This window comes from Amycolatopsis sp. WAC 01375, assembly GCF_003947325.1.
Lineage (GTDB): Bacteria > Actinomycetota > Actinomycetes > Mycobacteriales > Pseudonocardiaceae > Amycolatopsis.
Genome location: NZ_QHHW01000055.1, coordinates 37346 through 57306, shown reverse-complemented (window position 1 = coordinate 57306; position 19961 = coordinate 37346). Strand labels below are relative to the sequence as shown.

General features: G+C 67.3%; 21 protein-coding genes and 1 tRNA gene. 12 read left to right on the top strand and 10 right to left on the bottom strand.

Annotated features, from left to right (window positions below; translation table 11 throughout):
- The first annotated feature begins 222 nt into the window (after positions 1-222).
- From DL991_RS37885 to DL991_RS37860, 6 genes are read left to right on the top strand one after another with little or no spacing between them, the layout of a single operon-like run.
- Positions 223-1251, top strand: a complete 1029-nt coding sequence (locus DL991_RS37885; RefSeq protein WP_125789152.1) for a Gfo/Idh/MocA family oxidoreductase — start codon at positions 223-225, stop codon at positions 1249-1251.
- Positions 1241-2059, top strand: coding sequence for a sugar phosphate isomerase/epimerase (locus DL991_RS37880; RefSeq protein WP_125789151.1), 819 nt, complete (start codon positions 1241-1243; stop codon positions 2057-2059). Before DL991_RS37885 ends, DL991_RS37880 begins: the two co-directional genes overlap by 11 nt.
- A complete protein-coding gene (locus DL991_RS37875) occupies positions 2056-3276 on the top strand; it encodes a M20/M25/M40 family metallo-hydrolase (protein ID WP_125789150.1) in 1221 nt (406 codons plus the stop codon). The genes DL991_RS37880 and DL991_RS37875 overlap by 4 nt, the downstream gene beginning before the upstream one ends.
- Positions 3273-4322: an Ldh family oxidoreductase gene (locus tag DL991_RS37870; protein WP_125789149.1), complete on the top strand. Its 1050-nt coding sequence runs from the start codon at positions 3273-3275 to the stop codon at positions 4320-4322. Before DL991_RS37875 ends, DL991_RS37870 begins: the two co-directional genes overlap by 4 nt.
- Positions 4319-5263: a Gfo/Idh/MocA family protein gene (locus DL991_RS37865; protein ID WP_125789148.1), complete on the top strand. Its 945-nt coding sequence runs from the start codon at positions 4319-4321 to the stop codon at positions 5261-5263. The genes DL991_RS37870 and DL991_RS37865 overlap by 4 nt, the downstream gene beginning before the upstream one ends.
- Entirely contained in the window at positions 5196-5597 is a 402-nt protein-coding gene (locus DL991_RS37860) for a hypothetical protein (protein ID WP_125789147.1), read from the top strand. The genes DL991_RS37865 and DL991_RS37860 overlap by 68 nt, the downstream gene beginning before the upstream one ends.
- A gap of 49 nt (positions 5598-5646) precedes the next feature.
- Here DL991_RS37860 and DL991_RS37855 read toward each other — a convergent pair whose 3' ends face one another.
- The 3 genes from DL991_RS37855 to DL991_RS37845 form a co-directional block, all read right to left on the bottom strand.
- Positions 5647-6183: an EF-hand domain-containing protein gene (locus tag DL991_RS37855; RefSeq protein ID WP_125789146.1), complete on the bottom strand. Its 537-nt coding sequence runs from the start codon at positions 6181-6183 to the stop codon at positions 5647-5649.
- A gap of 70 nt (positions 6184-6253) precedes the next feature.
- On the bottom strand, positions 6254-7501 hold the full coding sequence (locus DL991_RS37850) for a nucleotide sugar dehydrogenase (protein ID WP_125789145.1): 1248 nt from the start codon (positions 7499-7501) through the stop codon (positions 6254-6256).
- A 34-nt stretch (positions 7502-7535) separates the two neighbouring features.
- Positions 7536-7844 (bottom strand): hypothetical protein, encoded by a 309-nt coding sequence (locus DL991_RS37845; RefSeq protein WP_125789144.1) that lies wholly within the window; start codon positions 7842-7844, stop codon positions 7536-7538.
- Between the two features lie 1208 nt (positions 7845-9052).
- On the opposite strand from DL991_RS37845, the gene DL991_RS43645 reads away from it, so the two are divergent.
- Entirely contained in the window at positions 9053-9295 is a 243-nt protein-coding gene (locus tag DL991_RS43645; protein WP_233599237.1) for a hypothetical protein, read from the top strand.
- 28 nt (positions 9296-9323) lie between these two features.
- On the top strand, positions 9324-9656 hold the full coding sequence (locus tag DL991_RS43640; protein WP_233599235.1) for a hypothetical protein: 333 nt from the start codon (positions 9324-9326) through the stop codon (positions 9654-9656).
- Positions 9657-9658: 2 nt separating this feature from the next.
- Here DL991_RS43640 and DL991_RS37835 read toward each other — a convergent pair whose 3' ends face one another.
- On the bottom strand, positions 9659-10270 hold the full coding sequence (locus tag DL991_RS37835) for an ANTAR domain-containing response regulator (protein WP_005157321.1): 612 nt from the start codon (positions 10268-10270) through the stop codon (positions 9659-9661).
- A 173-nt stretch (positions 10271-10443) separates the two neighbouring features.
- Here DL991_RS37835 and DL991_RS37830 point away from each other — a divergent pair.
- Positions 10444-10520, top strand: a tRNA-Leu gene (locus DL991_RS37830).
- A gap of 284 nt (positions 10521-10804) precedes the next feature.
- Here DL991_RS37830 and DL991_RS37825 read toward each other — a convergent pair.
- Positions 10805-11344: a helix-turn-helix domain-containing protein gene (locus DL991_RS37825; protein WP_125789143.1), complete on the bottom strand. Its 540-nt coding sequence runs from the start codon at positions 11342-11344 to the stop codon at positions 10805-10807.
- On the opposite strand from DL991_RS37825, the gene DL991_RS37820 reads away from it, so the two are divergent.
- Positions 11318-12394, top strand: coding sequence for a S9 family peptidase (locus tag DL991_RS37820; RefSeq protein WP_233599233.1), 1077 nt, complete (start codon positions 11318-11320; stop codon positions 12392-12394). The two genes, DL991_RS37825 and DL991_RS37820, sit on opposite strands and share 27 nt — an antisense overlap.
- An 82-nt stretch (positions 12395-12476) precedes the next feature.
- On the opposite strand, the gene DL991_RS37815 is transcribed toward DL991_RS37820, so the two are convergent.
- From DL991_RS37815 to DL991_RS43850, 3 genes are read right to left on the bottom strand one after another with little or no spacing between them, the layout of a single operon-like run.
- Positions 12477-13244 carry an ABC transporter permease gene (locus tag DL991_RS37815; RefSeq protein WP_199754234.1) on the bottom strand — a complete coding sequence of 256 codons (768 nt, stop codon included), beginning with the start codon at positions 13242-13244 and terminating at the stop codon, positions 12477-12479.
- A gap of 4 nt (positions 13245-13248) precedes the next feature.
- Positions 13249-14010: an ABC transporter ATP-binding protein gene (locus tag DL991_RS37810; protein ID WP_125789141.1), complete on the bottom strand. Its 762-nt coding sequence runs from the start codon at positions 14008-14010 to the stop codon at positions 13249-13251.
- The gene (locus DL991_RS43850; RefSeq protein WP_255433423.1) at positions 14010-14132 is read right to left on the bottom strand and encodes a hypothetical protein; all 123 of its coding nucleotides are present in this window, start codon (positions 14130-14132) and stop codon (positions 14010-14012) included. The genes DL991_RS37810 and DL991_RS43850 overlap by 1 nt, the downstream gene beginning before the upstream one ends.
- Before the next feature lie 289 nt (positions 14133-14421).
- Between DL991_RS43850 and DL991_RS37805 the strand changes: the two genes are divergently transcribed.
- Positions 14422-14850, top strand: coding sequence for a hypothetical protein (locus DL991_RS37805; RefSeq protein WP_125789140.1), 429 nt, complete (start codon positions 14422-14424; stop codon positions 14848-14850).
- Positions 14847-16646, top strand: a complete 1800-nt coding sequence (locus DL991_RS37800; protein WP_199754232.1) for an APC family permease — start codon at positions 14847-14849, stop codon at positions 16644-16646. Before DL991_RS37805 ends, DL991_RS37800 begins: the two co-directional genes overlap by 4 nt.
- A 253-nt stretch (positions 16647-16899) precedes the next feature.
- On the opposite strand, the gene phoU is transcribed toward DL991_RS37800, so the two are convergent.
- Both phoU and DL991_RS37790 read right to left on the bottom strand, forming a co-directional pair.
- Complete coding sequence (gene phoU, locus DL991_RS37795) at positions 16900-17583, bottom strand: phosphate signaling complex protein PhoU (RefSeq protein ID WP_125789138.1); 684 nt, start codon at positions 17581-17583, stop codon at positions 16900-16902.
- A gap of 108 nt (positions 17584-17691) precedes the next feature.
- Positions 17692-19671: an amino acid transporter gene (locus DL991_RS37790; protein ID WP_125789137.1), complete on the bottom strand. Its 1980-nt coding sequence runs from the start codon at positions 19669-19671 to the stop codon at positions 17692-17694.
- Positions 19672-19961 lie beyond the last annotated feature (290 nt).

Genomic DNA, 19961 nt, shown 5'->3' with positions numbered 1-19961 from the left:
CCAGGTTCGCTCGAATGTGGCCGATTGGTCGTGGAAAGACACCGACAGCGTACCCACCTCCGGTGGCGTAGGAACCGTTCCCGAGCGTAGATGAGGAAATCCGGCCACCCGGCAGATTCGCACTTCCTGGTCAACCCGGGACCGAAGCATTGACACTTGATCTTCGTGATGTCAGTTTTGAAATGGATTTCGAATTGCGAAACTCGAGGAGCAGACTCACCAGTGCGTTCATTCGTTGTGGGACTCGGCCGCGCCGGCGCGGGTCTGCATCTTCCGGTCTTGGCCAAACTCCGCGAACGAACCCCTCAGCTCTTCGACGACGGCCCCGTCACGGCGTGCGAGCCGCGACAGATCGTCGCCTCCCGGCCGGGTCTCGTGGTCGCGCCGACCATCGACGCCGCGGCCACCGGGCTCGATCCCGACGGCACCGTCGCCCACGTCTGCACGCCGCCGACCGAACGTCTCACGGTGCTCACCGAGCTCGCCACGTTGGGTTTCCGCAAGGTGATCGTGGAGAAACCGCTCGCCGCCGACATCGACGACCTCGCCCGCATCATCCGCCTGCGCCGCAAGTACAAGCTGCATGTCGAGGTCGTCGAGCCCTGGCTCGCCAGCACCCTCACGGCACGGTTGGTCGAGCTGATCCGCGACGGCCGGTTCGGCGCCGCGAAGTCGATCGACATCGTCCAGAACAAGCCGAGATTCCGCCGTTCACTCGTCCGGCCCGGGCATCCGACCGCCTTCGACGTCGAACTGCCGCACGGGGTCGCGCTCGCGCTGCGGCTCGCGGGGGCCGCCCGGGTCACCCACGCGTCCGGATCCGATCTCGAAGTCGAGGGCAACGTCGGCCCCCGGATGGGCGGGGCCGCGGTCGGGCTCCGGCACAATTCGGGTATCCACACGGAGATCCGTTCGGACCTCACTTCCCCGGTGCGGGAGCGGCGGGTCACCGTCGAATTCGAGCAGGGCACCGCTGTCGGGCATTTCGCGGTGAGCGGCGAAGACCACCACTCGCAGCTGACACTGTCTTCGAACGGCCGGTCCGAGCACGTCGTGCTGCGGGACGACGCGATGACCGAGTGGATGTTCGAGGCCTACCGGAAGTTCCGCCTGGACGGGGAACAGACCCAGGGGTTCACCTTCGCCACCGAAGTGGTGCGGCTGCTTTCGGTGGCCAAGAACATCTGCGCGGAACCGGTCTCCCGGCCAAGGCGTCCCGAACCCGACGCGGTGGCCACCCATGCCGGATGACCCGGTGCTCGCCGGCATCACGGACGAGGCGGCGGCGGACCTCGGCGGCCAGCTCTCAGTGCTCGGCACCTTGGGGTGGAAGGCGATCGAACTGCGCAGCGTCGACAACGACGCCATCGCCGACCTCTCCGACGAACGGTTCGACGCCGTCGCGACCACCCTGTCGGACCAGGGGGTGAGCGTGGTCTGCCTGGCGTCCCGGATCGGTGGCTGGGCCCGGCCGATCGGCACCGATTTCCGGCACGACCTCGCCGAACTCGACCTGCTCGCCGGGCGAGCCAAGGCGATCGGCACCCGCTACCTCCGGATCATGTCCTATCCCAACGACGGACTGAGCGATCACCGATGGCGCGCTCAGGTCATCGCGCGGATCACCGTCCTCGCCGAACGCGCCGAGAAGCACGGGGTGACGCTGCTGCACGAGAACTGCTCGGGCTGGGCGGGGACCAGGGCCGAGCGCATGCTCGAACTGCTGGACGAGGTCGCGAGCCCGGCGCTGAAGTTGTTGTTCGACACCGGAAACGGCGTCGCCCACGGGTACGACGGGTTCGACCTGCTCGCCGACATCGCCGTCCACGTCGAACACGTGCACATCAAGGACGCGGACGAGCGCGGCTTCACCCTTCCCGGTCAGGGCGCCGCGCGGGTCGCCGACTGTGTGAAGCTCCTCCGGGCCAACGGCTACCGGGGCGCGTGGTCGTTGGAGCCGCATCTCGCGATCAAACCGCACGAACAGGGTGTGCTGGCACCCCACGCGATGTCGTCGTTCGTCGCCGCGGGCCGCGCGATGGCCGGGCTGGTCCAGTGATCCCCGCGGATCGCGACCTGCTGGTACGGCTGCTCGACCTGCCGACGGCCGGTCCGCTCGAGACCACCGGCGAAGTCCGGCTCTGGGACACGATGCGCGCCTACGCCGACGCCGCGACCGAAATCGGTTTCGACGTCCTGAGTTTCGCCGCCCCGGACCCGTCGGTGCTGGACCGCCCCGGTGTTCCCCTGGCGGTCCGCGACGCCGGGCCCGGGTTCCTCGCTTGCCAGCCGAGCCTCGCAATGCGGATCGGCCCCGCCGCTCCCGCCGTGATGTTCAACGTGCACCTCGACACGGTGGCGCCGTTCGAACCGGCGGGGTTCGACGGCACCAGGTTCACCGGCCGCGGCGCGATCGACGCGAAAGGACCCGCGGTGGCGCTGCTCGCCGGTGTCCGGGCCGCCCTCGCGGTGGATCCGGCGGTCGGCCGGGATGCCGGTGTCCTCATCCAGGCCGTGTCCGGCGAGGAGGGTGGCGCGATGGGCACCTTCGGCACGCGCCCGCTCGTCGAAGCGGGATTTCACGGCGCTCTCAACATCTTCTGCGAGCCGACCGGGCTGCGATACCTGCCCCGATGCTCGGCGTCGATGACCGCGTGCGTGCGGGTGGACGGTGAAGACGCCATCGACGACGAGCCGCACCGGGGGCACAACGCGACGGTTCTGCTGGGCTTCCTCGCCCAGCACCTCGCGGACGACCTGGCGAAGCACGGTCAGGTCTGCGTGGCCGGGCTGCACACCGGACGGCTGCACAACAGGGTGTACGGCAGCGGAGAGCTTCTGCTCAACATTCCTTACGACTGCGAAGAAGTAGCGGCGAAGATGACTTCGGCCCTGGAGGACGGGCTGCGCACCGGCATCGCCGGGTTCGTTTCCCGGTTCCGGGAGTCACCGTCCCTCACCCGCACCGCGACGGACGCCGCGGCGATCACCGGCCTGCGGTGGCTGAAACGCGATCTGCCCGCTTTGCCGGTGCAGGACATTTCGCTGCTGGACGCGTTCGTTCCGCGTTGGCCGGACGATGAACCCGGGTTCACCTGCGACGCCCTGTGGCTCGCCGGTGTCCCCGGCGCCAGGACGGCCGTTCTCGGCCCCGGTTCGCTGGGCGCCAACAACGCGCATTCGCGCGGGGAATACGCCGATGTCGAAGAACTCGACCGGTTCAGTGAGCTCGTACGCGAGATCGTCGTGCGGTTCAGCCGGAACGGAGGAGCGTGACCGTGCTGGTGCCCTATCCGGCCTTGCTTTCCCAGGTCACCAAGATCTTCGTGGACCGCGGGGTCCCCGGGGACCGGGCGGCGATCGCCGCCACCGCGTTGTGCCACGGCGACCTGACCGGGGTGACCTCGCACGGCCTGGTCAATCTGACCCGGCTGTACCTGCCCCTGCTCGACCGAGGACGCGCGGAACCGAAGGCGGACATGGTCGTCGAGACCGATCTCGGCGCGTGTGTCCTCGCCGACGCCCGCCGCACGCTCGGGTTGTGGTCGGCGTCGCAGGCGATGGAGCTGGCGTGTGCCAGGGCTTCACGGCACGGCGTCGGCATGGTGTCGCTGCGCGGGGCCACGCATATCGGCTGCGCCGGTCACCACGCCGCGCGCGCCGTCACGCACGGCATGATCGGCCTCATCGCGTCGAACTGCGGCGGGCAGCGCATCGCCCCGCCACCGGGCGGCACGGCCGCGATGCTCGGCACGAACCCGCTCGCGCTGGCCTGTCCCGCCGGTGGCGCGCATCCGTTCGTCCTCGACATGAGCACCACCGTCGTCCCGACCGGCCGGATCCGGGCCGCGGCGCGTGAAGGCCGGGAGATCCCGCCTGGGTGGCTCGCCGACGACGACGGTTCACCGGTGACCGATCCCGCCGCCTTCGACCGGGGCGAGGCTCATCTGCAGTGGCTGGGCGGCGCTCCCGAAACGGGCGCGTACAAGGGATTCGGGCTCGGCCTGCTCGTCGAGGTGCTCGGCGCGCTGGTGCCCGGCGCCACGCTCGGCGCGACCTCCGCAGACGCGGACCGAGACGACGACATCGGGGTCTTGGCGCTGGCGATCGCCCCGGAGGTCCTGCGCTCCGGATTCGCCTCCGACGCGTCCGCGCTCTTCACCGCCGTGCGTGGCTGGCCCACGCGTGATCCCGCCGCCCCGGTCGCCTACCCCGGCTGGCACGAGGGCGAGCGCGCGGCCCGGTTCCGCGAGCACGGTGTGCCGGTTCCCGACGCGGTCTACGAGGAACTCCGCGCGGCACTGGAGAGGACACCCGGATGATCCGGGCCGGAGTCGTCGGACTCGGGGTCATCTCGAAGTTCTACCTCGCCGCGCTGGAGCGATCGCGGGAGTTCGCGCTCGCCGCGGTCTGCGATCTCGACCCGGCCCAACTCGCGAAAAGCGCTGTGCCCGGCTATCGCGATCATCGCGAGATGCTCGCCGACGGCGGGCTCGACGCGGTGATCGTGACCGCGCCCAACGACGTCCACGCCACCGTCTGCCGGGACGTGCTGGACGCCGGCCTGCCGGTGTGCGTGGAGAAGCCGATCGCCACCAGGCTCGCCGACGGCGAGGATCTCGTGACGAGGGCGGCGCGGCGAAACGTCGCGCTGTTCACCGCCTTCCACCGCAGGTACAACGGCAACGTGCTCGCCCTGCGCGAGCGGCTCGTCGGCGGACCACCGATCGCTTCGCTGACGGTGCGCTATCTGGAGCGGATCGAAGAGCACGTCGGCGGTGATCGCTGGTACCTCGACGCGACGCGGTGCGGCGGTGGCTGCGTGGCGGACAACGGGCCGAACGCCCTCGACCTCGTCCGGCTGTTCCTGGGTTCGATGGTGCTGCGGGACGTCCGGATCAGCCGTGACGCGGATGGCGTCGACCGCCGGGCGACACTCGTGCTGGAGGGCGCCGTCGTGGAACTCGACTGGTCTTTTCCCGGTGAGGTCAAGGATGTCGAGGTCCGGCTGACCGACGGCACCGTCCTGCGTGCCGATCTGCTCGCCGGGTATCCGGAGTTCAAGGAATCGCTGTGGCACGAGTACGCCGGACTGCTGCGCGAGTTCGCGGAGGCCGTACGCGAGGGCGGGGCTTGGCGCGACAGCGGGCTCGACGCACTGTCCATAGTGGACGAGTGTTACCGGAGGGAGAACGATGCGGGAAGACGGGCCGAAACGGGAGATCACCGGCACCGTGGTGAAGGTGCTCGTACATCACCGTGACGACCGGGGAATGAGTCTCGAACCGTTCGCCAGCCGGTGCGTCCGCGTCGGCGAGGTGCACGAGCTCGTCACGACCAGCCACGACGACACGGAGCCGGGGGCGCGCATCGACCACGTCGGCTTCCTCGGCTTCGCCGAAATGGCACGGGCCGGCGTGATCGACCGGGGCGACGAGGTGTGGATCGGCGGCGAACTCGTCGGCACCGTCCTCGGCTTCGACGGCTGCCATTTTCCCAACCACTACAACATTCTCATCCACACCGCGCTGCCCGTCACCGGCGAGGAACTCGGCCTGAAGCCGGAACGGGAAGTCTGCTTCCGCGGCCGGTGGTGAGTGGCCTCCGCGCCGGAGAGCCACTCACCACCACGCCGTCAGGTCACCGTCATTTGCCCAGCAGTGGCACGTCGCTCTTGCCGAGATGGTAGTCACGGACCGCGTGCACGAGTTCGTCGACGGTCAGCGTGCCGTTGCCGTTGACGTCGATGGCCCGGAACGCGGGGGCCACGGCCGAGGCTTCGACACCGATGGCGTTCAGCCACTTGGCGAACTCCTTCTGGTTGACCTCGCCGTCGCCGTCGGTGTCGCACAGGCCGACGATCGCCGCGATGGTCGGGCGGACCACGCGCGCGAATCCCGCGTCGCCCTCCTGGAAGATCTGCGCTTCGATCACCTGGGTGAACTGCTGCTCGTTCAACGAGCCGTTCGGGCCGACACCCGCCTTGCCTGCCAGGTACTCGTACATCGTCAGGAACGAGTCCTTCACCGCGCGGGCCTGTGGCGACGCGGGGTCCTCGCCGAACGCGTCGACGATCCGGGTGGCCTCGGCCTCGAAGTCGGACTTTTCGATCCTGCCGTTGCCGTTGACGTCCCACTTCTCGAAACGCTTCTTGAGCCTGTCGTTCTTGACCGCCGTGGTCATTCGTACACTCTCCTTTTCGCGGAAGCTTCGGAAGAATTCGCGGTACCGGCGTTCCGCCCTGGCGGAACGTTCAAAGACGGACGACCTCCTTTCCGGGAACCTGTCCCGTCACGTCGAACAGCAACCTGGCCGTCGAGGCCAGGCGACCGTGGTCATAGGCACGGTGCGCCACCAGCAGGACGGTGACGTCCGCGGTACGGAGCACCTCGTCGAGATCGGCCACCGGCGGCCCCAGTTCGGGCACCGTGACGGCCACCGGATCGTGGTAGGACAGGTCGGCCCCGAGCGCGCGCAACCGGACGGCGATCCGGATGGCGGCGGACTCGCGGGTGTCCGGCACGTCGGCCTTGTATGCGACACCGAGGAGGAGCACTTTCGCGCCTCGCAACGGTTTTCCCCGTTCGGCGAGCAGCCGTGTCACCCGTTCGACCACATGCTCCGGCATCTGGTCGTCCACGAGGCGAGCCGCGTGGACGACGCCGAGCAGGGCTCCTTCCCGCTCGGCCTTGTCCAGCAGGTACTTGGGGTCGACCGGGATGCAGTGCCCGCCCACGCCCGGCCCCGGCACGAACGGCGTGAAGCCGAACGGCTTGGTCGCGGCGCAGTGCAGCACGTCCCATACATCGACGCCGATCCGGTCGCAGAAGATCGCGATCTCGTTGACCAGCGCGATGTTCACGTAGCGGTAGGTGTTCTCCAGCAGCTTGGCCATCTCCGCTTCCCTGGTGCCGCGCGCCACCACCACCGTGTCGACGAACCGCCCGTAGAACTCGGCGCAGTACTTGGCGCACGCCGGGGTCTGGCCGCTGATCACCTTCGGGGTGTTACGGATGCCGAAGCGCCGGTTTCCGGGGTCGACCCGCTCGGGTGAATAGGCGAGTGCGAAGTCCTTTCCCGCGGTCAGACCGTATTTCTCCAGGATGGGCCGGACGATCTCGTCGGTGGTGCCCGGAAAACTCGTCGACTCGATCACCACCAGCGTGCCCGGTGTCAGCTGTTCGGCGACCGTCGCCGCCGCGGCTCGCACGGCGCCGAGATCGGGCCCGCCCGCCGAATCCAGACCGGTCGGCACGCAGACCACGATCGTCTTCGCGTCGCCGAGAACCTCGGGATCGGTCGTCACCGTGAAACCGCCCGCCCGCATGGACCGCAATCGGCTCGCGGACACGTCGGGCACATGTGACCGGCCCGCGGCCACCGCCGCCGCCACCCGCGGCGAAGTGTCGTACCCGACCACCGACAACCCCGCCGAGGCGGCGGCCTCTGCCAGCGGTAGCCCGACGTAGCCGACTCCTACAACGACAACGTCGACAGACACGGGACCCCCTCAGTCTCGATGTCACGCGAACCGATCAGTTGACCGAGAAAGAGCCGCTGCCCGCCGCGACGTGGGAGCCGTATCCCGCTCTGACCGGCAAGCCGGGCGTCAGGCAGAACGGATCGCCGTGAATGAGCAGATCCGAAGAGCTCAGGTTGGCCAGAACATGGGCGGCGAGAGGAAGTTTGTTGCATCCCTCAGGATTCCTGAAGGTGTCCAGCCGCTGGAATTCGGTGGAGAAGACCACCACATTGCCTGCCGCGGCCTCCGCGGGCGGACTCGGCACGATCAGCAAAGCGCCGGCGGATGCCACGCTCAACGCGGCGATGACAAGACGATTCATCGAATGCCTCCACATCCAAGATCATGACTTCTCTCCGCACGCTAACAGTCACTCCGCGTAAAACTTGCTGCTCGGCGGATCTTCACGCGCGCAGGTTGCGGCCGACCCGGACGGATCATTCGGAGGCGGGTTCAAGCGCTCTCTACGTGATCTTCGAACGTGCGCTGTTCACATGAACGAGTGGCGCGAATGCTTTCCCGGACGACGGAGAACTACCGGACCGGACCGTCCTTTGTGGGCCCGAGCGGAGATTTGACGTCACGAACACAGCGGCGGGTAGCGAAGGCCTCCTTCGCTACCTTCAGGGCCGAGTCCGGCAGAGTCGAATATTCGCTGGCCGGTGACACTCTTGATGATTCGAACCGGGTGTCGTCGACCGTCCGAGGGAGGCAGAGCCTGAGTGGCGGTTCGGCTTACTCAAAGGGGTGAGTCAAGGCCCTGAATGTCCACAAAGGACACTCTCTGGCAGCTTGATGTCCCTTTGATGGCTATATGTCCGGTTTTCAAGCGGGATCGTGAGTGTTGGGCCGTTCTGACAAGGGCGCTTAGGTACCTTCTGGGGTGAGCCGGGTGGCAGCCGGTCAGTGAAGGACTCCTTGAGGGACCCAGAGTCCCTCAAGGTTCCCTTCACCCACCCTGGAACGGCCGTCACGAGCCTCAGCCGCACCACCAGCCACAAACGGCGGCGCGTGAAGGACCCCTTGCCTCGGCTCAGCCGAGGAAACTCGACCTTCACACCTTCCCCAGTACATGAAGTGACCGGCCTTCGTTTCCCGGCCGAGAGCGACCGCCCTCTCACTTGAAGCCCTGCCTCTTGCCGGAGAAGGCATCGACGATGCTTGCCCATCAGGATCCCGGCGGGCAACGGCGCCGCGACAACAGCGATTCGCTTCACTTTGCGCATTTCCGTTCCCCTCGCCGTCTCATTGTCCGATACCGCACTTCGCGGCATTTTCCGGCGCGGAATTCGACCCCCTGCGTCGGATTCCCAGTCGCCTATCACGATCAGAGTCGCGATGGGATCCATCGTCATCAACCGGACAGTCCGACGGCAAGGCGGACGGCGAAGATCGGGACACGAGAATGAAACAGCGGCGCGCTGACCAGCGGCAATGCGTCGCCCTGGGACGAATCGGCCTTCGGTGGACAGCTCAGGGAGACGGAATTCGGCCCTCCCTCGAGCCGGAGCGATCCCGTACGATGAGCCCATGTCGGGGGACGAACCGAAGAAAAGCGACGACGAGCCCGAATACAAGAAGTGGGCCGTCATGATCGGCGCGGTCAGCGGGGTATTGGCCATTTTCGTGGCCGTCAATACGCTGACCGGGTTCAATCCGTTCGAGGACCTCGACCCGCCCCCCCACCAGCGAGCCACCGGTTTCACGGACGTTCGCGGCGGCGACGAGCGCGCCGCGGACGACCCGGACCACCGAGCCGGAAAAGACACGTGAACCGGTGTCGAACACCGACGTGGCGGACGTGACCACCACCCGAGCCACCCGGACGACGCCGCCGGCCCGGCCGGAATTCCAAGTGCGCTCGTCGCAGTGGAACGGGCCGTGCAACGACAACGCCTGCTCGATGAGCGCCGTGTTCCGCAACAACGGCGGAACGGGATCCGGAAGCGCGACCTTCTTCGTGCTGTGGCCGGACAAGTTCAGCTATCTCGCGCAGTGTTCCGTCGCCTTGCCGAGGACGGCTGGCGACGATTTCACCAGCGCCGGTTGCATCGCGAGCAGCGCACAGCTCCAGAACTATTTCCGCACGCACCGCGGCGGAACCGTGCGCCTGTACGTCAAGACCGAAAGCTGACGTCAGCCGATGCTCTCGACGACGGCCTCGGCCACCGCCTTCATCGTGGTCCGGCGGTCCATCGCGGTGCGCTGTATCCACCGGAACGCGTCCGGCTCGGTGAGACCCTGACGGCTCATCAGCAGCCCCTTGGCGCGGTCGATGACCTTGCGCGTCTCGAGCCGGTCCGTGAGACCCGCGACCTCGGACTCGAGGGCCTGGAGCTCGGCGAACCGGCTCACGGCCAACTCGATCGCGGGCACAAGGTCGCGCTTCGCGAACGGTTTGACCAGGTACGCCATCGTGCCCGCGTCCCTCGCCCGCTCGACCAGGTCACGCTGACTGAACGCGGTCAGGATGACGACCGGCGCGATCCGGTCACCGGTGATCTTGGAAGCGGCCTCGATCCCGTCGAGCTTGGGCATCTTGACGTCGAGAATCACCAGATCGGGCTTCAACTCGGTGGCAAGGTTGATGGCCTGCTCGCCATCACCGGCCTCGCCGACCACCTCGTAGCCCTCTTCGCGCAACATCTCGACGAGGTCCAGACGGATGAGGGCCTCGTCTTCGGCCACGAGCACCCGCCGCTGGGGTGCGGCGACGGCACCATTGGCCTCGGCAGCCTGCTCGGTCACCGGGGTCCTCCTGAAGGTCGTCGGGCAGTTCGGCTCGCGGTCTGTCCGCGAACCTGAAGCCTACCGGGAACGATCCAGACGGCTAGATGGCGTTCACCACGTCAGACGGTCGTCACACTCCCGGGCCCGGCGAACGGCGCGCTCCCGTGATCCCGTAAAGTTCACCGGGCACCGCCCCCGTAGCCCAACTGGCAGAGGCAACGGATTCAAAACCCGTCCAGTGTGAGTTCGAATCTCACCGGGGGCACCAACAGGAACCTCACAAGCAGCTCCAGCCCGCTGGGCTGGGACTTCTGGGGGACTCATGGGCTCGGTGATCCTCTCCGCCACCTGAGCGATCTCAGGCAGCTGGTCTGCCGGGAGCTTGATCGTCATTGTCGCATGCTCGCCGTCATCGTGAACCACGATCGCGAGCTGGACGGCCTCGAAGAGCGCCTTGAGGCACTCTTTCGGTGCTTCGGCCAGGTGCATCGCCAGGTGAGGTAGCACTGTCCGACAGCTCCGAAGAGACCTGCGACGCGGGGAGGCCGGCGGCTACGTGTCGGCCTGACCGCCGGCCGGGAACAGGATCGGACTCAGTAGATACTGCGCACGGTCCGGGGTGGCGGGGTTGCTCAGGTGCGGAAGGATCGCCGCGCGCAGGCCGTCGATCAGGCTTTCGACCTCCTCACGATCGAGCCACACCGCGTGTTGCCGATAGCCGACCAGATCGGCGACCGGATCGGCGTCTTCACGATCGAGATAGCTGTTGAATTCGGCGAGCATTGTGACCATGGCCAAGGCGAAGACCTCGCGGTGGTCTTCGGGTTTTGCCGCGGCCACCGCGTCGGCGTCGATGGTCGCGCGCTCTGGGCGCAGGCGGTAGGTCCGCTCCACGGCGCCCCGCACGCGGTGCTCGGCGGCGACCTCGAGAACACCCCCGCCGGCGAGCAGGTCGACATGCCGATACACGGTCGCCTTCGACACGTCGGGCAGGCGTGCGCACAGCTGCGCGGTCGTCAGAGTCCGCTTGCCGGACAGAGCGTGCACGATCCGCAGCCGCACCGGGTGCGCCAGCAGCTCCAGAGAATCCATGACCCCTATGCTCTCATTCGTGATACCTTTCTCAAAGTTGAGAACGTTGGAGTGGAGGACAAGGTGGCGTCAGTCGAATCGACCGATACGGACCTCGAGGCGTGGCAGTCACCGGACTATGCGGATCCGGACCTGTTCGACGAACATGCGGTGACTGTGGGTTCGGGCGCCTTCGCCGTACCCGGCACAGTCGCTGTCCCTCGCGGCGCGGGCCCCCACCCGGCTGCGGTATTGCTCGCCGGCGGAGGACCGTTCGATCGGGACGGTACCGCTGGGCCGAACAAGAACGTGAAGGACATCGCCTGGGGTCTGGCCAGTCGCGGCGTGGCGGTCTTGCGTTTTGACAAGGTCACCTACACGCACCGCGAACAGATCGCCGCCACCCCGGACTTCACCCCGACCGAAGAATACGTTCCCCATGCCGTCGCGGGCATCGAGATACTGCGCGGACTGTCGACAGTGGACGGTGATCACGTCTTCGTGATCGGGCACAGCATGGGCGGCAAGTTCGCACCTCGGGTGGCCGCCGCCGGGCCAAGGGTGGCCGGTCTTGTCGTTCTCGCCGGGGACACGGTGCCGATGCAATGGTCGATGGTGCGCGTCATCGAGTATCTGACGAAGGCCGATCCGGCGACCGCGGCGCTGCTGCCCACCGTCGAAGCGGCCACCGAACACGCGAAACTGGTGGACAGCCCGGATCTTTCGCCCGCCACACCCGCCGCGAAACTGCCATTCGGAATGCCCGCACAGTATTGGCTGGACCTGCGCGCCTACGATCCGGTGTCAGTCGCCGCGACACTGGACCTACCCATGCTCTTCATGCAAGGCGAGCGTGACTACCAGCTGACCATCGACGGCGATCTGGCCGGATGGCGCGCCGGTCTGGCCGACCGGCCGGACGTCATATTCCGCACCTACGCCGCCGACGATCACATGTTCTTCCCCGGCACCGGACCGTCGCTGCCCGGGGACTACGCACATCCACACCACGTCGACCCCGAAGTCGTCGCCGACATCGCCGACTGGCTCACTACCCGCGTTCGTCTTTGACCGCTGCCGATCCGCACGACCCGAGCGCATACCTTCGCGACGGTCCACGGAACATCCGCTTGCCCGCTCGAGTCGAGGTTGCTCAGGAGATCTTGCGGCGGTAGGTGATCGTAGCGAAGACATACGCGACGACGAGGAGACCGGCGCACCAGGCGAGGGCGATCCAGATATCGGTGCCGACCGGCCGCTCGGTGAGCAGGGCGCGGAGGGCGTTCACGATCGACGTCACCGGTTGGTGTTCGGCGAAGGCGCGCACCGGGCCGGGCATGGTGGCGGTGGGCACGAATGCCGAACTGAGGAACGGCAGGAAGATGAGCGGGTAGGAGAACGCGCCCGCGCCGTCCACGGATTTCGCGGAGAGACCCGGGATGACGGCCAGCCACGTCAACGCCAGCGTGAACAGGAGCAGGATGCCGGCGACCGCGAGCCAGGTCGACGGTCCCGCTCCTGAGCGGAAACCCATGAGGAGGGCGACGCCCACGACGATCACGAGCGAGAGGAGGTTGGCGACGAGCGACGTCAGCACGTGCGCCCACAGCACACCCGAGCGTGCGATCGGCAAGGACTGGAAACGTTCGAAGATCCCGCTTTTCATATCGGTGAAGAGCCGGAGCGCGGTGTAGGCGACACCCGACGCGACCGTGATCAGCAGGATCCCCGGCAGCATGTAGTTCACGTACGAATCCGACCCGGTGCTGATCGCGCCTCCGAACACGTAGACGAACATCAGCATCATGGCGACGGGCATCATCGCGGTCGTGATGATGGTGTCCACGCTGCGCGTGACGTGTTTCAGTGATCGTCCCAACAGGACGGTGGTGTCGCCGAAGAGGTGCTTGTTCACCGTCATCCCCTTACTTGTCCGCGCCGACGATGGTCAGGAAGACGTCCTCGAGGGACGGCTGTTTCTCGACGTATTCGACCTTGGCGGGTGGGAGCAGCCGCTTGAGTTCGGCGAGGGTGCCGTCGACGATGATCAGTCCTTTGTGGAGGATCGCGATCCGGTCGGCGAGCTGTTCGGCCTCCTCCAGGTACTGCGTCGTCAGCAGCACCGTCGTGCCGTTCGCGGCGAGTTCCTTCACCGAGGCCCACACCTCTATGCGGGCCTCGGGGTCGAGCCCGGTGGTCGGCTCGTCCAGGAAGATCACCGGCGGGTTCCCGATGAGGCTCATGGCGATGTCCAGGCGGCGGCGCATGCCGCCCGAATAGGTCGACACCTTCCTCCCGGCCGCGTCGGTCAGTGAAAAGCGCTCCAGCAGGTCGTCCGCGATCTTGCCCGGCTGCTTCAGGTGCCGAAGCCGGGCTACCAGAACAAGGTTCTCGCGGCCGGTGAGGATCTCGTCGACGGCGGCGAACTGCCCGGTGAGGCTGATGACCTCCCGAACCTCCGCCGATCGCGTGGCGACGTCGAAACCATCGACACTCGCCGTCCCCGCGTCCGCCTTGAGCAAAGTGGACAGGATTCTCACGACCGTGGTCTTGCCCGCCCCATTGGAGCCGAGCAGGGCGAAGATGCTTCCCCGCGCCACGTCGAAGTCCACACCTCGCAGGACGTGCAGCGTCTTGTACGACTTCTCCAGGCCTCGCACCTGGATCGCCTGGGCTTGGGTCGCCATCAGACGTTTCCCCCTTCTGTTCTCGTGACGGCGCGATCGATGCCCTTGGAGAGCCGCTCCCGCTCCCGGGCGATCCACCGCCCCACTCCGTAGTTCTGCGCGAACGTCTCGACGAACTCCACCGGGTCGTCCCCGACGATCTCGCGGATCGGCGTGTACCCCCTTCACCGAGCCGGTCGAGTCGTTCTGCGCTCGACCCGGACCAGCAACGCGCTTCCCCACCGGACGCGCCTGCTTGCACTACTAAGCAACACTGACTACCAGTACACAGTAGCACTGACTAGTGATCGCGCAAGCACGTTTGACGCCTGACGTAGTGGTGACGTCAAGACCCGACCGTTCGATATGCGAAGCCCGTAAGCGACTCTTCAGCCGGTGTCGTCGACAGGTTCAGCTATCGGGATGCGTACCGTGCGCCGGAGACCGGTCTCCGCCTTGATCAGCTGTCCCCTGGGTTTCGCCGGCGCTCTCGCCGCGGCCTTTCTCGCACAGGCGGGCAGCGTTTCACCTCAGCCGTTCGTTTCCGTGCTCCTGATGGTCGCGGTGATCGACGCCGTCGCCTTGTTCAGCACCGCACGAGCCGCCTTCGCCACCGCGGTGATCTGCTGGGTCCTGCACTCCTGGCTGGTACTGGGGCATCCGTCCGGGCACGACGCTCTCGTGTTCGCGCTCAATGCCCTGGGCGCCACCGGTTTCGCGTTCTTGTCACGGGACGTCCGGCGCGGCGGTGACCCGGATCTCCGGCGCGTCAGCGTGGTGTCGGGTTCACCGGAATCGGTATCAAGAACCTGTCAACGCCGTCGCGCCGACGAGGAGCAGAACCCCACGCTGACGGCGTGACAACCACACTCGCTCGCCCCGAGAGCGGTACCGACCGCTCCGAACGGCACCGTCTTTCCGTCGTCGGCGGACTCGCCGCGCTGTCCTTGGACGCGATGGCCTCGGTCGCCTACGGGCCCGAGGCCATCGTGATCGTGCTGGCCGTCGCCGGCGGCGCGGGTCTGGGCTTCACCTTGCCGGTCACGCTCGCGATCGCGGTGCTGCTGGGTGTTTTGACGCTGTCCTACCGTCAGGTGATCGCGGCGTTCCCCGACGGCGGCGGCGCCTACGGGGTCAGCCGGACCTACCTCGGGCGCCGTGCCTCGCTGGTGGCCGCGGCATCGCTGATCGTCGACTACGTGCTCAACGTCGCGGTCTCGGTGGCGGCCGGGGTGGCCGCGCTGACCTCGGCGTTCCCCGGTCTCCTGCCGTACACGCTGTGGCTGTGCCTCGGCGTCCTGGCCTTGGTCACCGCGGTGAACCTGCGCGGCATCGCCGAAAGCGCCCGGGTGTTCGTCGTACCCACCGTGATCTACGTCGGCGCGATCCTGACCGTGATCGTCGCCGGGCTGTTCCGTTCCGGTCCGGCCGCGCAGATCGCGGCCCCGGAACACGCGCAGAACCTGCAAGCGGTCGGGGTTCTGTTGCTGCTGAAGGCTTTCGCGAACGGATGCGCGGCGCTGACCGGAGTCGAGGCGATCGCGAACGCGGTGCCGTCGTTCCGCAAACCCCGAGTACGGCGCGCGCAGCACGCGGAGATCGCGCTGGGCGGCCTGCTCGGCGTGATGCTGCTCGGGATCGCCGTGCTCATCGGGAAGTTCGCCATCTATCCGGTGGACGGCGTCACCGTGCTCTCGCAGTTGACCACCGCGTCCTTGGGCGACGGCGTCGGCTTCTACCTGGTGCAGTTCTCGACCGTGGTGCTGCTCGCTTTGGCCGCGAACACCTCCTTCGGCGGATTGCCCGTGCTGGCCCAGCTGCTCGCCAAACACAACACGCTGCCGCACGTGTTCGCCCTGCGCGCGGAACGCCAGGTGTATCGCTACGGCGTCGGTTTCCTCGCCATCACCGCCGCGCTCCTGCTCATCATCACCAACGGCGACATGAACACCCTGGTCCCGCTGTTCGCGATCGGGGTGTTCGTCGGGTTCACGCTCTCCCAGTCCGGGATGGTCCGGCACTGGCGGCGCACCCGCCCGTCCGGCTGGCGGGGCAAGGCCACGCTCAACGGCTTCGGCGCGCTACTCACCGGCGTCGCCGCGATCGTGGTGACGACAACGAAGTTCAGCGAAGGCGGCTGGCTGATCGTGGTCGCGCTGCCGCTGCTGGTAGCGGCCATGGAATGGGTCGAGCGCAGCTACCGCCGCATCGGCGATCGGCTCGGACTCGGCCTGACACCCACTCCCCCACGGCCGCACCGTTCGCTCGTGATCGTCCCCGTCCACACTGTCTCCCGCCTGACCCGTGACGCGCTCGCCGCCGCGCTGTCACTCGGCGACCACGTCGAGGCCGTGCACGTCACCCACCCCGGCGACGAACAGTCGGCGCAGGACTTCGTGGCAGCCTGGGAGAAGTGGCATCCCGAAGTGACACTGGTCCAGCTCCACGCCGAACGCCGCCGTCTCGGCGAGCCGCTGGTGGAGCACCTCCGCACCGTCGGCGACCGGCACGTCTTCGTGCTGATCGCGGAGGTCGAACCGGAGCACTGGTGGCAGCGGATCCTGCAGAATCAGCGCGGAGCCGTGCTCGCCCGCGCACTGCGCCGCCACTCGGACGCCGTCGTCTGCCGCATGCGCTTCCGGTTGAGCGCCCGGTGACCGGCCTGGTGTTCAGCACCGGCCTGATCGGTCTCTTCCTCGTCATCGCGTTCGGCCTGCGTGCGCTGCAGCATTGGCTGGACCGCCACCCGCCCGCCTGAGGACCCACAGAAGGAATCCGTAAAACCGGATCAGCCACGCGTTCTCCGGCCTGGGCCAAGCCGGGTATCGGCACTGACACGCTCGTCCTGCAACGTCCGCCGTAGCTCCGCCACCGTGTGAGGACGCTCTGTCAACACGTCGAGGACTTCGACTACGCGATCCGCACGCCGCACTGAACCGGCACGGAATCCGTCCACTTCGGACGACCGGTGACGACGAACGTGGTCTGCCTTGCCAGCGAGACCGCGTGATCGGCGAACCGTTCGTAGTACCGGCTCAGCAAAGCCGCGTCGACCGCTTTCACCGTTCCGTAGGCCCAGTCCTGGTAATCGATCGCCGTGAAGAGCGTGCGGTGCAAGTCGTCCATGTCGTCGTCGACGCTGATCAGAGTCCGGGCCAACACGGCGTCACGGCTCTCGACGGCCTGGCCCGCCATCACCGCCAGCCACACCGCTATCCGGCTCATTTCGACGAACCGCGGCATCAGCACCTGCGGCACCACCCGGTCCGGATACCTGCGCTGGACGGCTTCGGCGACATGAATCGCCAGACGTCCCATCCGGTCGAGGTCGCCGACGGCGTGGATGGCCGCGAGCACGACCCGCAGATCGGTCGCCACCGGGGATTGCACGGCCAAGATCGCGTGTGCGTGCCCCTCTGCCTCGACCTTGGCCCGTTCCAGGGCGGCGCTCTCGGCGATGACCTCGCGCGCCAGCTCGCCGTCCGCCTCGAACAGGGCGGTTCCGGCACGGTCCATCATGTCCGCGACCACCCGCGACGTCCGGAGCAGCCGGGCGACGAGCCGGTCGAGTCGCTCGTGATACGAGGTGCGCATACACCCGATCTTCACGCGCCAGGACCCGTTTCCCGGCGCTGTGCGGCCTTTTTTCACGCGAACAGAACGCCGACGGCCCCGATGACGACCTCGCGTTGACGCCTGATGTCAGCCGACGTGGATTCCCGGCCGCCGTGCCGGGTCGCGTTCGCTGGTGCGGATGATTTCGCGGACCACCGGGGCGGTGTCGCCGCGGCCGAGGATCAGGTAGCGGAACAGATGCCCGAGCGGGTTGCCCTCGCTCCACTCGAAATGGCACTGCGGCCGCACACCGGTGGCGTCGCGCAGCGCGAGCAGGACAGCCGCGATCGCGTTCGGCGCGGCCGGGCTTTCCACCCGCAGGACACGGAAACCCTCGATCTCGACACCGCGGATCTTCAGCACGTCGCTGAACCCGGACGGGTCGATGACGTCGACCTCGAGGAACAGGACGTCGGCGGCGCCCGGCACCGGGTTCAGACCGCGCTGTTCCGCTTCCTTCGCCCGGTATTCGTCGGCGTCCCCGGCCTGGCGCCGGTTCGCGATGATGGTCAGCGCGCCATCGTGCGCGATCGACTCGGTGACGAACCGGCGCGCCGGCTCGTCGAACTCGATGTGCTCCACCCGCAGTTCCGTGGTGCGGGTGACCCGCGAGATCAGCGACACCACGATGATCCCGAGAATGAAGAACGCGGAGATCGTGAGGCCGTCGGGCTTCTCGATGACGTTCTCCACCAGCGCGTAGATCAGGATCAGGGTCAGCACGGCGAACGCGATCGCTGCCTTGCGCTGACGCCTCTTCGCCGCGGAGATCGCCACGGCCACCGACGCGGACACCATCATCGCGAGGATCCCGGTGGCGTACGCCCCGGCCTGTGCGTTGACGTCCGCGTTGAAGATGATCGTGACCAGGACACAGATCGCGGTGTAGACCAGCACCACCGGCCGCACGGCCCTGGCCCAGTCCGGCGCCATCCCGTAGGCGGGCAGATACCGCGGCACGATGTTGATCAAACCGGCCATCGCCGAAGCCCCGGCGAACCACAGGATCAGGATGCTGCTGATGTCGTAGGCGGTGCCGACCCAGTCGCCCATCAGCTCATGCGCCAGGTACGCCAGCGCCCGGCCGTTCGCTTCGCCGCCCGGTTTGAACTGTTCCGCGGGGATCAGGATCGTGGTGACGAAACTGGTCGCGATCAGGTACACCGACATGATCAGCGCGGCCGCGGTGAGCAGCTTGCGGGTGTTGCGGATCCGGTTCGCGAGTTTCTGCTCGGCGTTCTCGCCCTTCGCCGCCACCAGCGGCATCATGCTCACCCCGGTCTCGAAACCGGACAATCCGAGCACCAGCAACGGGAACGCCAGAATCGCCGGTCCGATGACCCCGCCGATCCCACCGCCGCCGGAGGTCAGCGCGTCCAGCCAGCGGTCGAACGCGGCGGGTTCGGTCAGCACCTCACCGATCCCGGCGACCACGACCACCGCGTTCAACACCAGGAAGATCGCGACCAGCGGGATCGCGACCCCGACCGCCTCGCTGAATCCGAGCAGGAACACCCCGCCGAGGATCAGTAGCAGGATCACCGTGATCAGGACTTCATGTCCGTGGAGGAACGACGGCGCGATCGGGTTCTCCAGCGCGTGCACGGTGGCATCGGCCGAGGACAGAGTGATGGTGATGATCCACGAGGTCGCCACGAAACCCAGCAATACCAAGACGAAGATCTTGCCGCGCCAGAACGGCAGCAGATTCTCCAGCATCGCGACCGAACCCTGACCGTGCGGGCTCTCCTTCGCCACCCGCCGGTACATCGGCAGCATGCCGAGCAGGGTGAGCGCGACGATCAGCAACGTCGCCAATGGCGACAGTGCGCCCGCCGCCAGCGCGGCGATCCCGGGCAGATAGGACAACGTGGAGAAGTAATCCACGCCCGTGAGACACATGACCTTCCACCACGACTGCGGCGTGGCGTGCTCCTCATGGCTCTCCGGCCCCACAGGCTGGACCCGGTGCTCCATCAGCCACCGGCCCACCTTGCCCGACGGTGCCGCTTGCCGGACCGGGCTGTCCACCCGTGCCGGCACCGCGTGTTCTGGAACCTCGGTCATGCCGTGTCTCCCCAAATCGCACGTACGCCTCCCACGAGGCGAACCTGGCACGCCACTCGTGATGGCCGCACACCGACGCGGACACTAACGATCCAGCGCGAAGAATCACCGAGCCGACCGTAAAGAAAACGTAAGTGTCGCGTGACAAGCGGGTCCGACGTTCGCGGCGACGGCCAGACCATGCCTTTGATCACCGGACGGGTCGAGTTCGGAGGTAGCGTGTACGCCGGACGAACCGAACGGAATCCGGGCACTGTGACTCGTCGATTGTCAGCAGGCGACCGCCCCGG

Bases quoted from the DNA above. Each gene is read 5' to 3' on its own strand.
- DL991_RS37860 (WP_125789147.1), top strand. From the start codon at position 5,196: ATGCGGGAAGACGGGCCGAAACGGGAGATCACCGGCACCGTGGTGAAG.
- DL991_RS37845 (WP_125789144.1), bottom strand. From the start codon at position 7,844: ATGAATCGTCTTGTCATCGCCGCGTTGAGCGTGGCATCCGCCGGCGCT.
- DL991_RS37855 (WP_125789146.1), bottom strand. From the start codon at position 6,183: ATGACCACGGCGGTCAAGAACGACAGGCTCAAGAAGCGTTTCGAGAAG.
- DL991_RS43645 (WP_233599237.1), top strand. From the start codon at position 9,053: ATGTCGGGGGACGAACCGAAGAAAAGCGACGACGAGCCCGAATACAAG.
- DL991_RS37865 (WP_125789148.1), top strand. From the start codon at position 4,319: ATGATCCGGGCCGGAGTCGTCGGACTCGGGGTCATCTCGAAGTTCTAC.
- DL991_RS37880 (WP_125789151.1), top strand. From the start codon at position 1,241: ATGCCGGATGACCCGGTGCTCGCCGGCATCACGGACGAGGCGGCGGCG.
- DL991_RS37815 (WP_199754234.1), bottom strand. From the start codon at position 13,244: ATGACGGTGAACAAGCACCTCTTCGGCGACACCACCGTCCTGTTGGGA.
- DL991_RS37810 (WP_125789141.1), bottom strand. From the start codon at position 14,010: ATGGCGACCCAAGCCCAGGCGATCCAGGTGCGAGGCCTGGAGAAGTCG.
- DL991_RS37825 (WP_125789143.1), bottom strand. From the start codon at position 11,344: ATGGATTCTCTGGAGCTGCTGGCGCACCCGGTGCGGCTGCGGATCGTG.
- phoU (WP_125789138.1), bottom strand. From the start codon at position 17,583: ATGCGCACCTCGTATCACGAGCGACTCGACCGGCTCGTCGCCCGGCTG.
- DL991_RS37790 (WP_125789137.1), bottom strand. From the start codon at position 19,671: ATGACCGAGGTTCCAGAACACGCGGTGCCGGCACGGGTGGACAGCCCG.